17 protein-coding genes and 6 tRNA genes are annotated in these 18,907 nt (G+C 65.6%); 3 read left to right on the forward strand and 20 right to left on the reverse strand.

Annotated features, from left to right (window positions below):
- Positions 1–12 precede the first annotated feature (12 nt).
- The 7 genes from RS901_RS18690 to gltX all read right to left on the reverse strand — a co-directional run bounded on the left by RS901_RS18690 (position 13) and on the right by gltX (position 2,653).
- Positions 13–89 (reverse strand) — tRNA-Asp (locus RS901_RS18690).
- 68 nt (positions 90–157) lie between these two features.
- Positions 158–233 (reverse strand) — tRNA-Glu (locus RS901_RS18695).
- A 105-nt stretch (positions 234–338) separates the two neighbouring features.
- Positions 339–414, reverse strand: a tRNA-Ala gene (locus RS901_RS18700).
- 198 nt (positions 415–612) lie between these two features.
- Positions 613–689: transfer RNA gene (locus tag RS901_RS18705), tRNA-Asp, on the reverse strand.
- 69 nt (positions 690–758) lie between these two features.
- Positions 759–834, reverse strand: a tRNA-Glu gene (locus RS901_RS18710).
- Between the two features lie 67 nt (positions 835–901).
- A tRNA-Ala gene (locus RS901_RS18715) sits at positions 902–977 on the reverse strand.
- Between the two features lie 275 nt (positions 978–1,252).
- Positions 1,253–2,653: a glutamate--tRNA ligase gene (gene gltX / locus RS901_RS18720; RefSeq protein ID WP_316150385.1), complete on the reverse strand. Its 1,401-nt coding sequence runs from the start codon at positions 2,651–2,653 to the stop codon at positions 1,253–1,255.
- Between the two features lie 247 nt (positions 2,654–2,900).
- On the opposite strand from gltX, the gene RS901_RS18725 reads away from it, so the two are divergent.
- Positions 2,901–3,824, forward strand: coding sequence for a patatin-like phospholipase family protein (locus RS901_RS18725; RefSeq protein ID WP_316150386.1), 924 nt, complete (start codon positions 2,901–2,903; stop codon positions 3,822–3,824).
- 74 nt (positions 3,825–3,898) lie between these two features.
- Here RS901_RS18725 and RS901_RS18730 read toward each other — a convergent pair whose 3' ends face one another.
- The 5 genes from RS901_RS18730 to RS901_RS18750 all read right to left on the reverse strand — a co-directional run bounded on the left by RS901_RS18730 (position 3,899) and on the right by RS901_RS18750 (position 10,752).
- Positions 3,899–4,579, reverse strand: coding sequence for a C40 family peptidase (locus RS901_RS18730; protein ID WP_316150389.1), 681 nt, complete (start codon positions 4,577–4,579; stop codon positions 3,899–3,901).
- Between the two features lie 390 nt (positions 4,580–4,969).
- Entirely contained in the window at positions 4,970–6,631 is a 1,662-nt protein-coding gene (locus RS901_RS18735; RefSeq protein WP_316150391.1) for an ABC transporter ATP-binding protein, read from the reverse strand.
- Positions 6,628–7,764, reverse strand: a complete 1,137-nt coding sequence (locus RS901_RS18740) for an ABC transporter permease (RefSeq protein ID WP_013957256.1) — start codon at positions 7,762–7,764, stop codon at positions 6,628–6,630. The genes RS901_RS18735 and RS901_RS18740 overlap by 4 nt, the downstream gene beginning before the upstream one ends.
- On the reverse strand, positions 7,761–8,810 hold the full coding sequence (locus RS901_RS18745; RefSeq protein WP_010814276.1) for a microcin C ABC transporter permease YejB: 1,050 nt from the start codon (positions 8,808–8,810) through the stop codon (positions 7,761–7,763). The genes RS901_RS18740 and RS901_RS18745 overlap by 4 nt, the downstream gene beginning before the upstream one ends.
- Positions 8,811–8,850: 40 nt before the next feature.
- Positions 8,851–10,752 (reverse strand): extracellular solute-binding protein, encoded by a 1,902-nt coding sequence (locus RS901_RS18750; RefSeq protein ID WP_316150394.1) that lies wholly within the window; start codon positions 10,750–10,752, stop codon positions 8,851–8,853.
- A 212-nt stretch (positions 10,753–10,964) separates the two neighbouring features.
- On the opposite strand from RS901_RS18750, the gene fabI reads away from it, so the two are divergent.
- Positions 10,965–11,753: an enoyl-ACP reductase FabI gene (fabI, locus tag RS901_RS18755; protein WP_013957259.1), complete on the forward strand. Its 789-nt coding sequence runs from the start codon at positions 10,965–10,967 to the stop codon at positions 11,751–11,753.
- A 100-nt stretch (positions 11,754–11,853) separates the two neighbouring features.
- Here the strand turns inward: fabI and RS901_RS18760 are convergent, their stop codons facing one another.
- From RS901_RS18760 to RS901_RS18770, 3 genes are all read right to left on the reverse strand, one after another.
- Positions 11,854–13,098, reverse strand: coding sequence for an MFS transporter (locus RS901_RS18760; protein WP_316150395.1), 1,245 nt, complete (start codon positions 13,096–13,098; stop codon positions 11,854–11,856).
- A 166-nt stretch (positions 13,099–13,264) separates the two neighbouring features.
- Positions 13,265–13,435 (reverse strand): hypothetical protein, encoded by a 171-nt coding sequence (locus tag RS901_RS18765; RefSeq protein WP_316150396.1) that lies wholly within the window; start codon positions 13,433–13,435, stop codon positions 13,265–13,267.
- Positions 13,432–13,566, reverse strand: coding sequence for a hypothetical protein (locus RS901_RS18770; RefSeq protein WP_316150397.1), 135 nt, complete (start codon positions 13,564–13,566; stop codon positions 13,432–13,434). Before RS901_RS18770 ends, RS901_RS18765 begins: the two co-directional genes overlap by 4 nt.
- Before the next feature lie 227 nt (positions 13,567–13,793).
- Here RS901_RS18770 and RS901_RS18775 point away from each other — a divergent pair, with 227 nt between their 5' ends.
- Entirely contained in the window at positions 13,794–14,045 is a 252-nt protein-coding gene (locus RS901_RS18775) for a DUF1488 domain-containing protein (protein WP_018309283.1), read from the forward strand.
- 93 nt (positions 14,046–14,138) lie between these two features.
- Here the strand turns inward: RS901_RS18775 and RS901_RS18780 are convergent, their stop codons facing one another.
- From RS901_RS18780 to RS901_RS18800, 5 genes are all read right to left on the reverse strand, one after another.
- Positions 14,139–14,465, reverse strand: a complete 327-nt coding sequence (locus tag RS901_RS18780; RefSeq protein ID WP_316150398.1) for an EF-hand domain-containing protein — start codon at positions 14,463–14,465, stop codon at positions 14,139–14,141.
- A gap of 249 nt (positions 14,466–14,714) precedes the next feature.
- Complete coding sequence (locus RS901_RS18785) at positions 14,715–15,164, reverse strand: potassium channel family protein (protein WP_316150399.1); 450 nt, start codon at positions 15,162–15,164, stop codon at positions 14,715–14,717.
- Positions 15,165–15,175: 11 nt separating this feature from the next.
- Positions 15,176–16,225 carry a DUF2955 domain-containing protein gene (locus tag RS901_RS18790; protein ID WP_316150401.1) on the reverse strand — a complete coding sequence of 350 codons (1,050 nt, stop codon included), beginning with the start codon at positions 16,223–16,225 and terminating at the stop codon, positions 15,176–15,178.
- Positions 16,215–17,342 (reverse strand): HlyD family secretion protein, encoded by a 1,128-nt coding sequence (locus RS901_RS18795; protein WP_316150403.1) that lies wholly within the window; start codon positions 17,340–17,342, stop codon positions 16,215–16,217. Before RS901_RS18795 ends, RS901_RS18790 begins: the two co-directional genes overlap by 11 nt.
- Positions 17,343–17,362: 20 nt before the next feature.
- Complete coding sequence (locus RS901_RS18800; protein ID WP_316150405.1) at positions 17,363–18,907, reverse strand: TolC family protein; 1,545 nt, start codon at positions 18,905–18,907, stop codon at positions 17,363–17,365.

Here is an 18,907-nt window from a genome sequence, read left to right on the forward strand (position 1 = left end):
GGCGTTCTAATTTGGCGGAGTGGACGGGACTCGAACCCGCGACCCCCGGCGTGACAGGCCGGTATTCTAACCGACTGAACTACCACTCCATAGTCGGCGCCGACTGGAGCCTTGGCTCCGGACGACTGGCTGGGCGTTTGATTACGCCCTGCTGTTTTGGCGTCCCCTAGGGGATTCGAACCCCTGTACTCACCGTGAAAGGGTGATGTCCTAGGCCTCTAGACGAAGGGGACAGAAACTTGTTTTACAACGCGTTTTCTGTCTTGCGCTGGAAAGTCTGCCATCATAGCAGGCTTTTTCGCGCCTGGGAAACTTCTTTTCAGACGCTTCCCAAATTCTGGTGGAGCTAAGCGGGATCGAACCGCTGACCTCTTGCATGCCATGCAAGCGCTCTCCCAGCTGAGCTATAGCCCCGTATCCGGTACTGCTGGACGGTTACTGCTGGAACCACCTTCGCTGTCTGCCGCTTACCGCAGCATTTGCAGCGAAGACAGGATTATATAGCGAGTTTCGCAATGAATGCAACATTTTTTATTGCATTTGTGGCGATTAACGACATAATCCCTCACCCAAAGAAAAACCCGCATGGCGCAAACCATGCGGGTTTAGTTTTGGCGGAGTGGACGGGACTCGAACCCGCGACCCCCGGCGTGACAGGCCGGTATTCTAACCGACTGAACTACCACTCCTTAGTCGGCTGCCGCTTCAAGCTGATGCTTGAGACGACATGCTGGACGTCTGATTACGCCCTGCTGTTATGGCGTCCCCTAGGGGATTCGAACCCCTGTACTCACCGTGAAAGGGTGATGTCCTAGGCCTCTAGACGAAGGGGACAGAAACTTGTCTTTCAACACGTTCCGTCTGGAATCACCCGAATACAACCCGGATGACACCTAAATCTTGGTGGAGCTAAGCGGGATCGAACCGCTGACCTCTTGCATGCCATGCAAGCGCTCTCCCAGCTGAGCTATAGCCCCATGGTACTGCCATTTACTGCAACTTGCTGCGTTTTCGCCTGACTTAACTGCCGTTTCAAGCGAAGCCAAGATTATATATCAACTACTAATCTTTGCAAGCTCCCGTTTCAGCTTTTTTTCGCTTTCCCGTCACTTCAAAAATCAGTTCGGAGATTGCGAAGATCCTTGCGGATCCGCCAGCCCGCTTGGTCGGGGACCGCGCTGCAGGGAGAACGAGATTATGCGCAAGTCCGGCCCGGAGCGCAAGCCCCCGGCGCGGACTTTTTTACGACTTTTTATGCAGCTGCCGCCAGGCGGCGCAGCACCGTGTCACGGCCGAACAGTTCCAGCACCGCGTCGATGCCCGGCGTCTGCAGCTGGCCGGCCACCAGCAGGCGCACCGGCATGGCCAGCTTGGGCATCTTCAGACCGAACTCGGCCAACACCGCCTTGAAGGTGGCGTTGATGGCTTCGCGCTTCCATTCCGGCAGCGCGGCCAGCTGGGTGGCCAGCGCTGCCAGCGCGGGCTGGATCTCCGGGGTCAGGTGCTCGGCCTTGAGCGCGGCATCCGCCTGCGGCTCGCCGCGATAGAACAGCAGCGCCGCCTGCGCGACTTCCTTCAGCGTATTGGCGCGGTCCTTCACCAGCGCCACCACGCCGGCCAGGTCCGGCCCTTCCACCTTGCCGCCGAGCGCCTCGATGAACGGCTGCGTCAGCGTGGCCAAGCGCTGGTTGTCGCCGACCTTGATGTAGTGGTTGTTCAGCCAGGCCAGCTTCTCGGGGTTGTACTGGGCGGGCGACTTGCCCAGGTGCTCCAGGTCGAACCATTCAACGAACTGCTCGCGCGAGAAGATCTCGGCGTCGCCGTGGGCCCAGCCCAGGCGCGCCAGGTAGTTCAGCACGGCTTCGGGCAGGTAGCCCTCGTCGCGGTAGCCGGTCACGGCCATGGCGCCATGGCGCTTGCTCATCTTCTCGCCCTGCTCGTTGAGCACGGTCGGCAGGTGGGCGTAGACCGGCGGCGTGCCGCCCAGCGCGCGGATGATGTTGATCTGGCGCGGGGTGTTGTTGACGTGGTCGTCGCCGCGGATCACGTGCGTGATCTTCATGTCGAGGTCGTCCACCACCACGCAGAAGTTATAGGTGGGGGTGCCGTCCGGGCGCGCGATCACCAGGTCGTCGAGCTCGTCATTGGAGATCTCGATGCGGCCCTTGACCGCGTCATCCCACACTACGCTGCTGCCGATCGGGTTCTTGAAGCGGATCACCGGATCGACGCCCGCCGGCGGCTCGGGCAGGACCTTGCCCGGCTCGGGACGCCAGAAGCCGTTGTAGCGCGGCTTCTCGCCGCGCTCGCGCTGGGCTTCGCGCAGCGCGTCCAGTTCTTCGGTGCTCATGTAGCAGCGGTAGGCCAGGCCGGACTCGACCATCTGCGCCACCACCTCGCGATAGCGGTCCATGCGCTGCATCTGGTAGAACGGGCCTTCGTCGATATCCATCTCCAGCCAGGCCATGCTTTCCAGGATCACGTCGACCGCCTCCTGCGACGAACGCTCGACGTCGGTGTCTTCGATGCGCAGGATGAAGTCGCCCTGCATGCGGCGGGCGAAGGCCCAGGGATAGAGCGCGGAGCGGATATTGCCGAGGTGGATGAAACCGGTCGGGCTCGGCGCAAAGCGGGTGCGGACGCGTTGGGTCATGGTCAGGGGCAGAAACAAGAAAGCCCGCGCGCAGCGGCGCGCAGGCTGGTGTATGTGCAGGCCTTGCATTATACCAACGCACATCCCTCGCCCCGCCCGGCGTGCCGGCGCCCCACGGAATCATTTATGCTTGCTCCGGTCTGAGGTGATGCCGGTGATTCAGGCAATGCGATGCCAGCCCCCATGGAGGAGCGCCCGCATCACATCCCTGTATCCGCCGGTCCCACCTGGTTACTGATCCCGCTTCATGCAACGACGTCATTTCCTCGGCATCTCCGCGGCCGCCCTGCTGGCGGGCTGCTCGTTCGGCCCGCGTCCCGCGCCGCCGCTCGCCACCACCCCACCGCCCGCGCCGCGGCCCGTCAAGATCGGCCTGGCGCTGGGCGGCGGCGCGGCGCGCGGCTTTGCCCATATCGGCGTGATCAAGGCGCTCGAAGCGCAAGGCATCCATGCCGACCTGGTCACCGGCACCAGCGCCGGCGCGGTCGTGGCGGCGCTTTACGCCAGCGGACTGAATGGCTTCCAGCTGAACAAGCTGGCGCTGACCATGGACGAAGCCGCCATCGCCGACTGGGCCCTGCCCTTTGGCACCCGCTTCGGCGGCTGGCTCAAGGGCGAGGCGCTGCAGAACTACATCAACCGGCTGGTGCAGAACCGGACCATCGAGGCCATGAAGCTGCCGCTGGGCATCGTCGCCACCGACCTAAAGAGCGGCGAGAAAATCCTGTTCCGCCGCGGCAACACGGGCCAGGCCGTGCGCGCGTCGAGCAGCGTGCCCGGCGTATTCCAGCCGGTGTCGATCCAGGGGCACGACTATGTCGACGGCGGCCTGGTCGAGCCGGTGCCGGTGGATTCCGCGCGCACCATGGGCGCGGACTTTGTCATCGCGGTCAATATCTCGACCGACCCGTCGGCGCAGAAAAATGCCGGCCAGAGCGGCGTGCTGCTGCAGACCACCGCGATCATGGGCCAGTCGATCAACAAGGTGGCGCTGGCGCGCGCCGACGTGGTGATCCGCCCCGAGCTGCCCGATATGGGCGGCAGCGACTTCAACGCCCGCAACCGGGCCATACTGGCCGGCGAACAGGCCACCACGGCGGTGATGGCAACGCTGCGGCAGCGGCTGGAACAGGCCCGCCTGACGCCGGCCGGAACGGTCGCAGCGCAATAGCCCGGTAGATCACGCCCCACCAAAGCAAAAAGGACTGCCGCAGCAGTCCTTTTTGCTTGAAGCGTGCCGAAGCCTCAGCCGCCGTACAGCGATGCGCGGGCGACCTTGGGGTCGTAGCGCTTGAGCGTCTCGACCATGTCGCCGAGGCCATCGGCACCGCCCTCCTTGCCATCCTCGATGCGGCGGGCGCCGTTGTAGCGGGTCACCCAGTAAGCCGCACGCATGTCGTCGACACGGATCTTGCTGCCCGTGGACGGGGCATGCACGAACTTGTTGTCGCCGATATAGATGCCGACATGCGAGAAGGTCTGGCGCATGGTGTTGAAGAACACCAGGTCGCCCGGACGCAGGTCGGTGGCTGCCACGGTGGTGCCGACACGACTGATTTCGACAGAGCGGCGCGGCAGCATGAAGCCGAAGGTGTCCTGGAACACGTAGCGGACGAAGCCGCTGCAGTCCAGGCCGGATTCGGGGCTGTTGCCGCCGAAGCGGTAACGCACGCCAATCAGGCCCAGCGCATTCATGACCAGGTCGCCAGCCTTGCTGGCAACATTGCTGGTGGAATTCACCACCGACGACAGCAAGCCGCGCTTGCCTTCCGCATGCGAGTCCGCGGCCTGGGCCGAGGCATCGATACGGGCGTCGGCATCCTTGAATACCGTATCCGCCAGCACTCCATTCGACACAGTCGCACCGCAGGCAATGGCAATTCCGACGGCGGCATGCGCCAGGGAATGAAGTACCGATCGCTGCATTGGTTCTCCCGTTGATCGTTCCAAAACAAGCCCCGGCACAAGTCCGGGGCGGGCTGGGTATCTGTGAAATTCGCGTGAACTTCGCGAGGAATTCTTGTGAACCTGCGGGGCGAACCCTATGCAACATCCGCACCAGGCTTACCGGGCCTGTCTTGCACCGCAAACGTGCCGTGCACGATCCAATGCGTCGGACGGACCACCCCCAAAACTAGTTCTCGCGGGATGGTAAAGGGTTGTCATTCACATGTCAAAGTTCGTTACAAATTCGCCGGATTTGACTGGCGAATCAACGATATAGGCGGGATTTCGCATCTTGTTTGTCGGATTAGTCCGAGCAACCGGATGCTAGCCAGGCGGGGCCGCGGCGCTGCTGCGCCGCACACTTCCGGGTCAGGCCGCGCCGACCTGCGCCGCCGCCATCAGCTTGCGCGTATAGGGGTGCTGGGGTGCACCCAGCACCGCTTCGGTGTCGCCGACCTCGACCACCTCCCCCGCCTTCATCACGAGAACCCGATGCGCCATGGCACGGATCACCGCCAGGTCATGGCTGATGAACAGGTAGGTGAGGTTGTACTTGTGCTGCAGCTGGGACAGCAGCGCCAGCACCTGCTGCTGGATCGACACGTCCAGGGCCGAGGTGGGCTCGTCCAGCACCAGGATCTGCGGCTTGAGGATCAGCACCCGGGCAATGGCGATGCGCTGCCGCTGCCCGCCCGAGAATTCATGCGGATAGCGGCCCAGCGCGGTGCGGTCAAGGCCGACCTCGCGCAGCGCTTCGATCACGCGCTGGCGCGTGCCCTCGCGCGACAGCCCGGGCTGGTGCAGCGCCAGGCCTTCGCCGACGATCTGCTCGATGGTCATGCGCGGCGCCAGCGAGCCGAATGGGTCCTGGAACACCACCTGCATGCGCGCGCGCAACTGGCGGCGATCGTCGCGAGTGGCGGTGTCGAAGCTACGGCCCAGGAAATGGATGGTGCCGCCGCTCTTGCGCTGCAGCGCCAGCACGGTATGCGCCAGCGTGGTCTTGCCCGAACCGGACTCGCCGACGATGCCGACGGTCTCGCCCTCGCGCAGCTGGAAGTCCACATCCTTGACCGCCGCGAACTGGTCCTTGCCGAACCAGCCGGCCAGCCCGCGGCGCTTGCGCGCGTAGTTGACGCTCAGCTTGCGCGCCTCCAGCAGCACCGGCGCCAGCGGCACCAGCGGCAGCACCTCGCGCCTGGGGCGGCTGTCGATCAGCTTGCGGGTGTAGGGGTGCTGGGGGGCGGCAAACACCTGCGCGGTCTCGCCGGTCTCGACCAGCACGCCCTTCTCCATCACGCCCACGCGCTGGGCAAAGGAACGCACCAGGTTGAGGTCATGGGTGATCAGCATCACCGCCATGCCGAACTCGGCCTGCAGGTCGCGCAGCAGGTCCATGATCTGGGCGCGGATGGTCACGTCCAGCGCCGTGGTCGGCTCGTCGGCCAGCAGCAGCTTGGGGCGGCAGGCCAGCGCCATGGCGATCATGGCGCGCTGGCGCTGGCCGCCCGAGAGCTGGTGGGGAAAGCTGTCGAAGCGGTGCGCGGCGTCGCTGATGCCGGTGCGCTCCAGCAGCGCGATGGCGCGCTCGCGCGCGGCGCGGCGGTCCAGGCCCTCGTGCAGCGCCAGAGTCTCGACGATCTGGTTGCCGATGGTGTACAGCGGGTTGAGCGCCGTCATCGGCTCCTGGAAGATCATCGCGATCTCGGCGCCGCGGATGCCGCGCATCTCGCGGTCCGACACCGCCAGCAGGTCCTTGCCCTCGAAGCGGATCGCGCCGTCGTAGTAGGCGTCTTCCACAAGCCGCAGCATCGCCAGCGCGGTCACGGTCTTGCCCGAGCCCGACTCGCCCACCAGCGCGTAGCGCTCGCCCGCGCGCAGGTCGAAGCTGACTTCGCGCACGGCACGGGTGGCATGCTCGCCGTGGCCGAAGGTGACGGAAAGCTTGTCGACGCACATCAGCGTGGAACCGGGCGCCGGCGCCGCGGCCGGCGCCACGGCCGGCTGGATCACGGGAGACACCGCGGTCATGGCGTGGCCTCCGGTGCTGCCCCGGTCGGCGCGCCGGCCGGGATCTTGGGCTCGACCCGGCCGCGCAGCGCCGCCAGGCCCAGGCGGGTATCGAAGGCATCGCGCAGCGCGTCGCCCATGAAGGTCAGCAGCAGCAGCGTGACCACCAGCACCGCGAAGGTCGACAGCGAAATCCACCACGCATCCAGGTTGGCCTTGCCCTGCGCCAGCAGCTCGCCCAGGCTGGGCGTGGTGGGCGGCACGCCCATGCCGAGGAAGTCCAGGCTGGTCAGCGCCAGGATGGCGGCGCTCATGCGGAACGGCAGGAAGGTGATCACCGGGGTCAGGCTGTTGGGCAGAATATGGCGCCACATGATCTGCACGTTGGACAGGCCCAGCGCGCGCGCGGCCTTGACGTAGTCGAGCGAGCGGTTGCGATAGAACTCGGCGCGCACGTAGTCGGACAGGCCCATCCAGCCGAACAGCGACAGCAGGATGATCAGCAGCGCCAGGCTGGGTTCGAAGATCGAGGCAAAGATGATCAGCAGGTACAGCTCCGGCATCGAGCTCCAGATCTCGATGGCGCGCTGCGAGAACAGGTCGAAGCGCCCGCCGAAGAAGCCCATCAGCGCCCCGGTCAGCGTGCCCACCAGCACCCCGATCACGGTCAGCGCCATGCCGAACAGCACCGACACGCGGAAGCCGTACAGCAGCCGGGCCAGGATGTCGCGGCCGCGGTCGTCGGTGCCCAGCCAGTTCTCTGCCGACGGCGGCGCCGGGTTGGGCTCCTTGGCAAAGTAGTTGAGCGAGTCGTACGAATAGTGGTTCAGCGGGAACACCGCGAAGTTGCCGTTGGTGGTGATGCGGTCGCGGATATACGGATCGAGATAGTCCGCGGGCGTGGCGAAATCGCCGTCGAAGGTGGTTTCCGGGTAGACCTTGACGATGGGGAAATACCATTCGCCCTTGTAGTGCACCACCAGCGGCCGGTTGCTGGACAGCAGCTCGGCGCCCAGGCTCAGCACGAAGATGACCACGAAGATCACCAGGCTCCAGTAGCCGCGCCGGTTGCGGCGAAAGCGCTGCCAGGCGCGCTGGCGCGGCGAGGGCGAATGCGGCAGCCCGTTGGGGGCCGCGTGCGTGAACAGTTTCATCGGTGCAAGCCCTCGAAATGGATGCGCGGGTCCACCAGCACGTAGCAGACATCGGAGATCAGGCGCGTGACCAGCCCGATCAGCGTGAACAGGTAGAGCGTGCCCAGCACCACCGGATAGTCGCGCCGCAGCACCGCCTCATAGGACAGCAGGCCCAGCCCGTCCAGCGAGAACAGCGTTTCGATCAGCAGCGAGCCGGTGAAGAAGGCGCCGATGAACGCGGCCGGAAAACCCGTCACCAGCGGGATCAGCGCGTTGCGGAATACGTGCTTCCACAGCACGCGGCGCTCGCCCAGGCCCTTGGCGCGCGCGGTCAGCACGTATTGCTTGCGGATTTCCTCGAGGAAGGCATTCTTGGTCAGCATGGTGACCACAGCGAAGCTGCCCACCACCGATGCCGTGATCGGCAGCACCAGGTGCCACAGGTAGTCCATCACCTTGCCCATCAGCGAGAGCTGCTCCCAGTTGTCGGAGGTCAGCCCGCGCAGCGGGAACCACTGCACGAAGGTGCCGCCGCCGAACAGCACCAGCAACAGCACGCCCAGCACGAAGCCGGGGATGGCATAACCCACCAGCACGATGATGCTGGTCACCACGTCAAAGCGGCTGCCCGCGCGGATGGCCTTGGAGATGCCCAGCGGCACCGATATCAGGTAGGTCAGGAAGAAGGTCCACAAACCCAGGCTGACCGACACCGGCAGCTTGGACTTGACCAGCTCCCACACGCTGCGGTGCTGGAAATAGCTCTGGCCCAGGTCGAACTGGGCAAAGCGCTTGAGCATCAGGAAGTAGCGCTCCAGCGGCGGCTTGTCGAAACCGTACAGGGCCTGGATCTCCTTGATCTTCTCGGGGTCGACGCCGCGGCGCCCGCGGTATTCGGCGCCGCCGCCGCTGGCTTCGCCGGCGCCGCCCCGCCCTTTCAGTTCCATCATCATCTGTTCGACCGGACCGCCCGGCACGAACTGGATCACCACGAAGGTCAGCGTGATGACCCCGATCAGCGTCGGGATCATCAGCAGAATGCGCTTGAGCAGGTAGGCAAGCATCGGCCGGTCCTCTTCCTTGTCTTGGTCGCGGCGGGGCGCGTCAGCGCGCCTGCGCCTGCAGGTCCGTGCGCCACCAGTGGCTCAGGATCCAGCCTTCGGCCGTGTAGTAATACGGAAGGCGCTCCGGGTAGGCCAGCGTCTTGCGGTATGACACCCGGTGCGATGCGCTGTACCAGTTCGGCACGATGTAGTAGCCATGCATCAGCACCCGGTCCAGCGCCCGCCCGGCGGTGACCAGCTCCTGCCGGGTATGGGAGTGCAGAACGTTATCCACCAGCTTGTCGACCACGGGCGACTTCAGCCCGAACAGGTTGTCCGAGCCCGGCGTGCCGGCCGCCTCGCTGGAGAAGCGGTCGCGCAGTTCGTTGCCGGGGCTTTGCGAGTCCGGGAAGCGGATCGACACCATGTCGAAGTCGAAATCCTCCAGCCGCTTCTGGTACAACGCAAAGTCCGTGGTGCGCTGGTTCACCTGGATGCCGAGCTTCTCCAGGTTGCGCACATAGGTGGTGATGACGCGACTCATGGCGCCGCCGTCGTCGAGGAACTCGAACACCAGCGTCTCGCCCTTGGCATTGCGCAGCGCGCCATCCGTATAGGTCCAGCCGGCCTGGGCCAGCAGGCGCCGTGCCTCGCGCAGGTTGTCGCGCAGCGAACGCGGCGCCGCGGTGCTGGGCTGGACCACGTCCGGGCCGAACACCTCTGGCGGCAATTCCGCGCGCAGCGGCTCAAGCAGCGCCAGCTCGCCCTGGCCGGGGCGGCCGTCGAAGGTGGCGCTGGCGGCCAGTTCGCTGTTGGAAAACCAGCTGTCCAGCCGCTTGTAGGCGCCGTAGAACAACTGCCGGTTCAGCCATTCGAAGTCCAGCGCAAGGATCAGGGCCTGGCGCACGCGCACGTCCTGGAACACCGGCTTGCGCATATTCATCACGAAGCCCTGCATGCCGGCACCGTTGCGGTGCGGGAACTCGGTCTTCAGCAGCTCGCCGTTGCGAAAACGGGTGCCCTGGTAGCTCTTGGCCCAGTTCTTGGCCTTGTATTCGACGATGGCGTCGAACTCCCCTGCCTTGAAGGCCTCGAGCTTGGCGGTCTCGTCCTTGTACAGGCGGTAGGCCACGCGCGCGAAATTGAAGGTGCCGCGGCGCACCGCGAGATCCTTGCCCCAGTACTTCGGGTCGCGCTGGAAGATGATGCCGCGGCCGGCGTCATAGCGCTCGATCAGGTAGGGGCCGCTGGTGACCGGTGGCTCGAAGGTCAGCTTCTCGAACGGGACCTTGGCCGTCCATTTCTTCGAGAACACCGGCAGCGAGCCGACGATCAGCGGCAACTCGCGGTTGCGCTGCTTGAATTCGAAGCGCACCGTGCGCTCGCCGGCGACGATCACCGCCTTCACATCGGTACACATGCTGCGGTAGCCCGGGCTCGAGGCCTTGCTCATCAGCATGTCATAAGAATATTTGACATCCGACGCCAGCACCGGGTCGCCATTGGAGAAGCGCGCCTGTGGCCGGATGGTGAACGTGACCGACAATTCGTCCGGCGCCACCGTGATGTCCTCGGCGAGCAAGCCATAGGCGCTGGCGCTCTCATCGGCGCTGCTGATCAGCAGCGACTCGAACATCAGCGCGTTCAGGCCGGGCGCTGACGTGCCCTTCAGCGTGAACGGATTGAACTTGTCGAAACTGGTGCGCCGGTCCGGATTGGCGAGTGTCAGCGTGCCGCCGGCGGGTGCATTGGGATTGGCATAGTCGAATTGCCGGAAATCCGCCTGGTACTTCAGGTCCCCGTGCAGCGCGAAGCCATGCGCCGCCAGCGCCGGACTGGATAAGAGAGAGACCCCCGCCGCCAGCGCCATCGCCAGCCCGCTTGCGACCCAACCGCGCAGTACCGCATCCCGCCGGAAGCACTGCCATGCCGCCTGAAGCGGCCAACGTGCTTGAATAGGCATCCCGTTGGATTCCTCCACTATGACCTGTGGGGGCCCGGCATTCTGCGGCCGGGCCAAGTATGAGACAATTTTACATGCGTCGGGGGTGGCGCCAGCCATCCGGACATTCCCTCTGCGCGGCGCAATAAAAACGGCCGCAGGACAGCAAAGGCACGCGCACGGCCGCACGGCGGACGCACGAAGCGTGCCTGATACACCACCTTGGAGAATTTATGGGATTTCTGGCAGGTAAGCGGATCCTGATCACCGGCTTGCTCTCTAACCGGTCGATCGCCTATGGCATCGCATCGGCGTGCAAACGCGAAGGCGCCGAACTGGCCTTCACCTATGTCGGCGAACGGTTCAAGGACCGGATCAGCGACTTTGCCAAGGAATTCGGCACCGACCTGGTATTCGAGTGCGACGTCGGCAGCGACGAGCAGATCGCCGCGACCTTCGCCGCGCTGGGCCAGCGCTGGGAGAAGTTCGACGGGCTCGTGCACTCGATCGGCTTCGCGCCGCGCGACGCCATCGCCGGTGATTTCCTGGAAGGCCTGTCGCGCGAAGGTTTCCGCATCGCCCATGACATTTCTGCCTACAGCTTCCCGGCGCTGGCCAAGGCCGCGCTGCCGCTGCTGTCGGACAAGGCCTCGCTGCTGACGCTGACTTACCTGGGCGCCGAGCGCGTGGTCCCCAACTACAACACCATGGGCCTGGCCAAGGCCTCACTGGAAGCCAGCGTGCGCTACCTGGCCTCGTCGGTCGGCCCGCGCGGCATCCGCGCCAACGGCATCTCGGCCGGCCCGATCAAGACCCTGGCCGCCTCGGGCATCAAGGGCTTCGGCAAACTGCTCGGCCACTTCGAAGACGTCGCGCCGCTGCGCCGCAACGTCACCATCGAAGAAGTCGGCAACGTGGCCGCCTTCCTGCTGTCCGACCTGGCCAGCGGCGTGACCGGTGAGATCACCTATGTCGACGGCGGCTTCAACGTGGTCGGCGCAAGCGTCGCGGACGCAGAGTAAGCCCGTCCCGCCAGCGGGACGCAGATGAAAAAGGGGTGCCGCATCGGGCACCCCTTTTTTTGTTCCTTGCGGACCTGTGCGCGGACCAGGTCCGCCTGCATCACGCCTGCGCCGCGGCGGGCGCCCCGCCCATGCTCAGCATCGACCACGCATAGACCACCAGGCCGCCCAGCGCCAGCAGCAGGCCCACCCAGCCGGTGGACTCCCAGCCGTAGCCAGCGGCGATGGTCACCCCGCCCAGCCACGCACCGAGCGCGTTGGCCATGTTGAAGGCCGAGTGATTGAGGGCCGCGGCCAGCGTCTGCGCGTCGCCGGCGACATCCATCAGCCGGATCTGCAAGGCCGGGCCCAGTGCCACAGTGGTGCCCACCAGCAGCACATTGATGGCCCCCAGCCAGGGATGCGATGCGGTAAAGGTGAAGGCGCCCAGCACCAGCGCCGCCCACACCAGCACGCCGCCGATGGTCGGCATCAAGGCCTTGTCGGCAAGCTTCGCGCCGGCAAGGTTGCCCGCCACGGTGCCGATGCCGAACAGGGCCAGCACCACCGGGATGCCCGCCGCCGGCATATGCGCCAGCTCCAGCATGGTCGGCTTGATATAGCTGAACACCGAGAACATGCCGCCAAAGCCGATCGCGCCGGTGCCCAGTGTCAGCCACACCTGCTTGTGCTTGAGTGCCGACAGCTCGCGCAGCGGGCTGGCACGCCGGTCGGCCGGCACGAACGGCACCCAGCGCCATACCAGCAGCGCCGTCAGCGCGCCGAGGGCACCAACGATCAGGAAGGCCGAGCGCCAGCCCAGCCAGGTGCCGACCGTGGCCGCGATCGGCACGCCCACCAGCGTGGCGGTGGTCAGGCCCAGCATCACCAGCCCCACCGCCTGCGCGCGCCGTTCGCGCGGGACCAGGCTGGCGGCCACCAGCGCCGCCACGCCGAAATACGTGCCATGCGGAAAGCCCGTGAGCAGGCGCGCCACCATCATCGACAGATAGGAAGGCGCCAGCGCGCTGGCAATATTTCCGGCGGCAAACACCGCCATCAGCGCGATCAGCAGGTTGCGCCGCGGCCAGCGCGCGCCCAGCACCGCCAGCAGCGGCGCGCCGATGACCACGCCCAGCGCATAGGCGCTGATCAGGTGGCCGGCTTGCGGGATGGAGATGGCGAGGTCGCTGGCGGCATCGGGCAATAAACCCATGATGACGAATTCGCCGGTGCCGATGCCGAAGCTGCCGACCCCGAGCGCCAGCAGCGGCAGGCGGCCGGATGGATTGCTATCGCGGGAAGAAAGGGAAGTGTCCGCGCCGCGGACGGGATCCGCGGTGGAATGTGCATGTGGGGCGGCCATGTACAGGATTGCAGGATGTTCAACAAAATGCCGCCCGCTGACGGGCGAGGTCAGTGCCCTCGCCTCTGATCGATCCAGCGTGCTCCTGTGCGGCGCGCAGGCTGTATTGTGCGGCAAAACCGCAAATCTTGCCCGCACCGGCCTGATTGGCCGGCGTTGCGTTGGCTTACCTGGTCACGTGGACCAGCCGGTGCCACCAGTACCGAAGCGAATGCTTCGCTATGCCGAACACCGGCTTGTGGTGGATGCCCACCCGGATGATGTAGCCGTAGACCCCGACCAACACGGCCAGGAACACAAGGGACCAGACGATCCCTGCGCTGTCGGTCTCAGTCATTTCTTCTTCTTGGCGACCTCATCGTGCCCGCGCAACTGGACCGTGCTGAAGGGTGAGGCTGGCACCGATGGCTTCTTCGGTTGCTTGGGTTTCTTGGCTTCGCGGCTGCTGCGTAGTTGACTCTTGGCCATGATGGGCTCCTGAATGGCTTGCCTGGAGATAATGGCAACCCCAGCATACGCGCTAAATCGCCGGCAAAAGAAATATCTTTCGCGAAGAACGCGGGCCATGCGCTGCAGCAGCCAGCGCAGACAGATGCCCGGCTTGCGGGGAACGGGTGCATACTAGGGCTGGCAGCACCGGCTGGCGCCAGCAAGCCCAACATGCACGGCGTACCGTGACCGGACAGGAGTCTGCAATGGCACTGAACTTTCCCAATCCCAGCCGCAGCTATGATGCGGCGCGGCACTGCGTTTGTTTCTGGGGCTACGACAACGCGCGCGAAGTGGCATTCCAGGTCACTGACGACATTCTTCTGCGCCTGAGCCACCAGGGTGCCGCGGAAGAATCCGCCCTTCTCGCCACCTTCGACCATCATCGGGACCAGATCCTGCAATTGGCCAGGGACCTCTACAACCCCGGGGAACGTACCACCTACACGATTTCCTGAGCGGAGCCGGAAACGCAGCGCGGCGGTGGGGCCAGGCACAAGCCTGGCCCCACCGCCGCGCTGCCTAGTTCTGTCCGCCAGGCTTGCGCCCGGTCAGTTCAACCCACCCGGATTCTGCGCCGCGCTGCGTTGCTTCGCCTTGGCCGCCCAGAACGCGCCAATCTGCCTCTCAGTCACCTCGCCCTTCTTCTTGGCGTCGATCTGGTCAAACTGCTTGTAGACCTCCGGCATACCCGCCTGCGCCTCCTCACGGGTCAGCTTGCCATCGTGATTGGCGTCCGCCGCCTTGAACTTCTCCGAGAATTTCACCTTGGCTTCCTTGGCATTCATCGGCGGTTGCTGTTGCTGCGCACCAATGGATCCGGAGGCGAGGCAAGCCGCCAGCGCCAGGCTGGCAATCGAAAGTTGTCGCGCAATCATCTGAGTCTCCCTGGATAGTTGGATGGCGAGTGCAGCCGGCCTGATGGTCGTCTGCAACGGGCCAGTTTTCGCAGAGGTCGGGATACATCGATTGCCCGAACCCCGCCCGAGATCATCGTCGGCTTTCAGGGATTAGGGAATTTAGTAATTTCGGCATCCGATATTAAAACCCTCCCAGGAATGTGACCTGTACCGGGGCGCGACATCTCCCGTGGCCGAGCTGATGCCTGCAATAGCGCACCTCCATCCCTATGGTCCTTCGTTCTGCCGCAGCCTGGCCAGGTTGTGCTTGATCACGTCCAGCACCGCCGCGGTCATCACCGAAGTGGAGACGCCGAACATCAGGATGCCGTTGGCCGCCTCGAGCGGCCCCAGCAGGCGCCGGGGTTCCGACATGACGATATCGCCGTAGCCCAGCGTGGCAAAGTTCACGCCCGAGTGATAGAGCGCCGTAGCGAAATCGCCGAACTCGCCCAGCAGCATGAACAACACGGCCCAGATCGCCATCTGCACGAAATTGCCGAGCAACGTCAGCATCATCACGACCGACAACAGCAGGATGTCCTGCCCCAGCGATTCGCGGCCTTGCCGGGCGTTCTTGAAGCGCACGTAGTAGCGCAGGCAGATAGCGACGAAGACCGCCTGCAGCAGCAGGCAGAGCAGCATTACGGGAAGGCCGATCAGCAGGTTGCTCAGCACGACCGGCCTCTTTAGCTGGCGTGCCGTCGTGCGCTGCGCGGCTGGTCGAGCAACTCGATCATCAGCCAGGCATACAGCGTGACGCCGATAAACAGGCCCATGCGCACGGCGAAGGCGGTATAGACATCCTTTCCGGCCGCGCTGTCCTGCACCGATTGGCCCAGCAGGATGATCAGCGTCACGAGGGTGTTCACCCAGAAGCCTGGCGGGTACCGCGACGGGCTGAGGCCATACAGCTTGCGCGCCACCAGCAGGCCGAACAGCAGCATCCACAGGAAGTACATCCACAAATGCACGAACAGGCTGAGCGCGCACCAGAACAGGATGGCCAGCACGCCGCCGAACAAGGTCGAGCCAAGCAGTTCGCGCCCGGCGCCGCGTGCCGTGGTGGTGCAGCTTTGCCGGCCGAGGCTGACCGCTTTCATGATGATCGGGATGTACGCGGCCGGGTCGTTCAGCGCCAGCAGGAAGGCCGGCATCACCACCAGCGCAGCGCGCAGCGCAATCCAGGCGGCCTGGTCATCCGGCAGGGCCTTGGCCGCAGGCGGCGCCTGCGCGCCGGCCGGTTCGGGAAACAGCCAGTGGCCAAGTGCCAGCACCACGACCGCGACGAGCAGTCCCTTGACCAGGGCACCGATGACCGTGACCGCCAGACCGAAATCGAAGGTGCCCGCCGCCGAGATCATGGTCAGGCCGATCACCAGGAAGGTCGAGACCAGGTTGTTGCCGCCGCGCAGTCCGTAGCGAAAGGCGAGGAACAGGCACAGGCCGATCATCAGCACGCCGCTGACGGGGTAGTAGCGCAGCAAGGGGATCAGCAGCAGGCCGGTGCCGGTGGTCAGCATCACGACCAGCACCAGGCCCACCCCGGCCTTGGCTGACATCGGCTGGTTGACGCTGGCCAGCAGGAACACGCCGAGCACCGGCGCGAGCATGGGGACCGGCAGGCCCAGGCCGAAGCTGGCCGCCAGGCACAGCGCGGTGCCGCACGCCACGCGCAGCGAACGCTGGGCGCGTGGATCGCGCGCGGGCAACGGCAGCGCCGGGCGGTCAGTAGACATAGGAAAGCCAGCTCATCAGGTACAGGAATACGCGGCCGAGCGGATTGAGCGGGTTGCCCTGGGCGGGAAACGCCATGACCTCGGCCTGCCCACCCACGCGAATACCGCGCATCGAGGCCAGTTCGCCCTGGGCAAACTCGACCACGACCGGGAAGCGCTGCGCCGGACGCAGCCAGTCCCGGCTGTTCTGCACCGTCGGCAAGCTGCCCGGCGGCGTGCTCGGGCCGACGTTGACGCCAAAGCCGACGCTGCGCACTCGGCCTTCGAAGATCCTGCCCGGCAGCGCATCCAGCACGATGGCAACCGGCGTGCCGGGCTCGACACGGCCCAGGTTGTTCTCGGTCATCTCCGCGCTGATCCACAGATCGTGGATCGCGATCAACGTCATGACCGGGCTGCCGGCCGCGGCAAACTGGCCGACATCGGTGCGCAGGTCGGTGACCAGCCCGGCGGCGCGCGCCCGCACCTGCGTATTGGCAAGATCCAGCTCGGCCTTTTCCAGGGCCGTGGCGGCGCTGCGCAGCTTGGCGTTCTCTTCCTCGCTGCCCCCCTGCTGTTCGCGCGCACGCTGGACCTCGGCCTTGGCGGCGGCGACCTGGCTGACAGCCTGCTCGAGGCTGGCCCGCGCCACTTCCAGACGGCGCAGGGAAATGGTGCCGGGGTCATCGCTGTACAGGCGCTCCAGGCGGTCGCTGTCCTGGCGCGCCTTGAGTTCGTTGGCGCGTGCTGCGCGCAGCGATGCCTGCGCCGATTCGATGCCCGCAGTGCTGGCGCCGATCTGCCGGCGTGTCGACTCCAGATCGGCGCGGGCGCGGTCCACGGCGATCCTGTAGTGCTGGGGATCCACCTCGAACAGGACAGTGCCTGCCGCAACGTCCTGGTTGTTGCGCACATGCACCTTGGTCACGCGCCCGGACACTTCCGACGCGACCGGCACCACGAAGGCCTGTACCCGCGCCTGCTGCGTGTACGGGGTCAGGCGGTCGGCCAGCAGGTACCAGACCAGGCTGATGACGATCAGCAAGATCACCCAGCGCACGCCCTTCCTTGCCGGGTCGGCGGCGGGCGGCGGTGAGCCGGGCGCTGGGGCTGCGGGGGGTTGCGGGGCGTCGCTCATCGGCACTTGTTCAGGGGAATCTACCTCTGCTTCACAGGGAGGCTGGCACCGGCGGACGGCGGGCCTGGCTCATCCAGCAGCGTCCCCCAGTCGGTGCGTTGCTGCATCTGCTGACGGGTGGCCGGATCCACCAGTGGCTGCTCGCTGTGCCAGCCGCCGCCAAGCGCCTTGTACAAGGCGATCAGGTTGCTGACGGCATTGCTGCGGTTGACCAGGTAGGTGTCCTGCTGGGTAGCCAGCGCACGCTGGGAATCCAGTACGCGCTGGAAGTCCGAGTAACCTTCGCGGTAGAGCGCGTTGGCCAGCGTCAGCGAGCGCCTGGCAGCCAGCGCGGTGTCGCGCAGGATCTGCTCGCGCTCCAGCGCCTTGATCAGGGCACTGGCGGCATCGTCTGCCTCGCGCGCCGCCTGCCGCACGGCATCCTGGTAGGCGACGATCAGCTGCTGCAGGCGGGCGTCCTGCACGCGCACGGTGTTCTTGATGCGGCCGTAGTCGAACACGTTCCAGCGCAGGCTGGGGCCGCCGATCAGGGCCAGGCTGTTGGGCGTGCCGGCCAGCGTGCTGGCGGACCAGACAATGCTGCCCAGCAGCGTCAGCGACGGATAGAGATCGGCTTCGGCCACGCCAATCAGCGCCGATTGCGCGGCAATCTGCAGCTCGGCGGCGCGGATATCCGGACGGCGCAACAGCAGGCTGGCGGGCACGTCCTGCAGTACCGCGCGATCGATCAGTGGAATCACCCCTTCCTTGCCTGCCAGCTCCGGCAATTCCGGCAACGGGCCCGGCGGGCGGCCTATCAGCACCGCCAGGGCATTGCGGGTGCGCATGATCTGGCTTTCAAATTCAGGGATGCTGCTCAGGGTGCCCAGGTACTGCGTCTTCGCTTGCTGCAGGTCGAGTTCGTCGGTCTCGCCGCTCTTGAACAGCCGCTCGGTGATTTCAAGGCTGCGCTTTTGCAGCGCCGCGTTATCGCGGGCGATGCGCAACCGTGCCTCGGCCGTGCGCAGCGCAAAGTAGGTGTCAGCCACCTGGGCGCGCAGCAGCACCAGCACATCGTCGCGGTTGGCGCGGGCGGCAAAATAGGCGGCGTCGGCAGATTCGATGGCGCGGCTGAAGCGGCCCCAGAAATCGAGTTCCCAGCCGATGTCGAAGCCCGCGCTGTATTGCCAGAAGCGGCTATTCTGCGGGTTGAGGCCACCGGCCTGCCGGCGATCCGTGTACAGGGCATCGGCACTGGCCTGCTGCAGTTGCGGAAAGCGCCCGCTCTGGGCAATGCCCAGTTGGGCGCGCGCTTCCATCACGCGCAGGCCGGCAATCCGCAGGCTGGCATTGTGTGCGTCGGCTTCGGCGATCAGGCGTTCGAGGGTCGGGTCGGCAAAGACCTGCCACCACTCGCGGATGTCGGGCTGGGCCCGCTGCCAGGTCGCCTGCTCAAGCGCCGGGCTGTGCCACTGCTGCGTCCAGGGTTCATGCTGCGGCTGGAAATCCGGCCCCAGGCGCGCGCAGCCGCCAAGGCAGCAGGCGCCGGCCAGCAATGCGCGCAACGGAGGATTCCAGCGCGACAT

This window comes from Cupriavidus sp. BIC8F (assembly GCF_032465815.1).
GTDB classification, from domain to species: Bacteria; Pseudomonadota; Gammaproteobacteria; order Burkholderiales; family Burkholderiaceae; genus Cupriavidus; species Cupriavidus necator.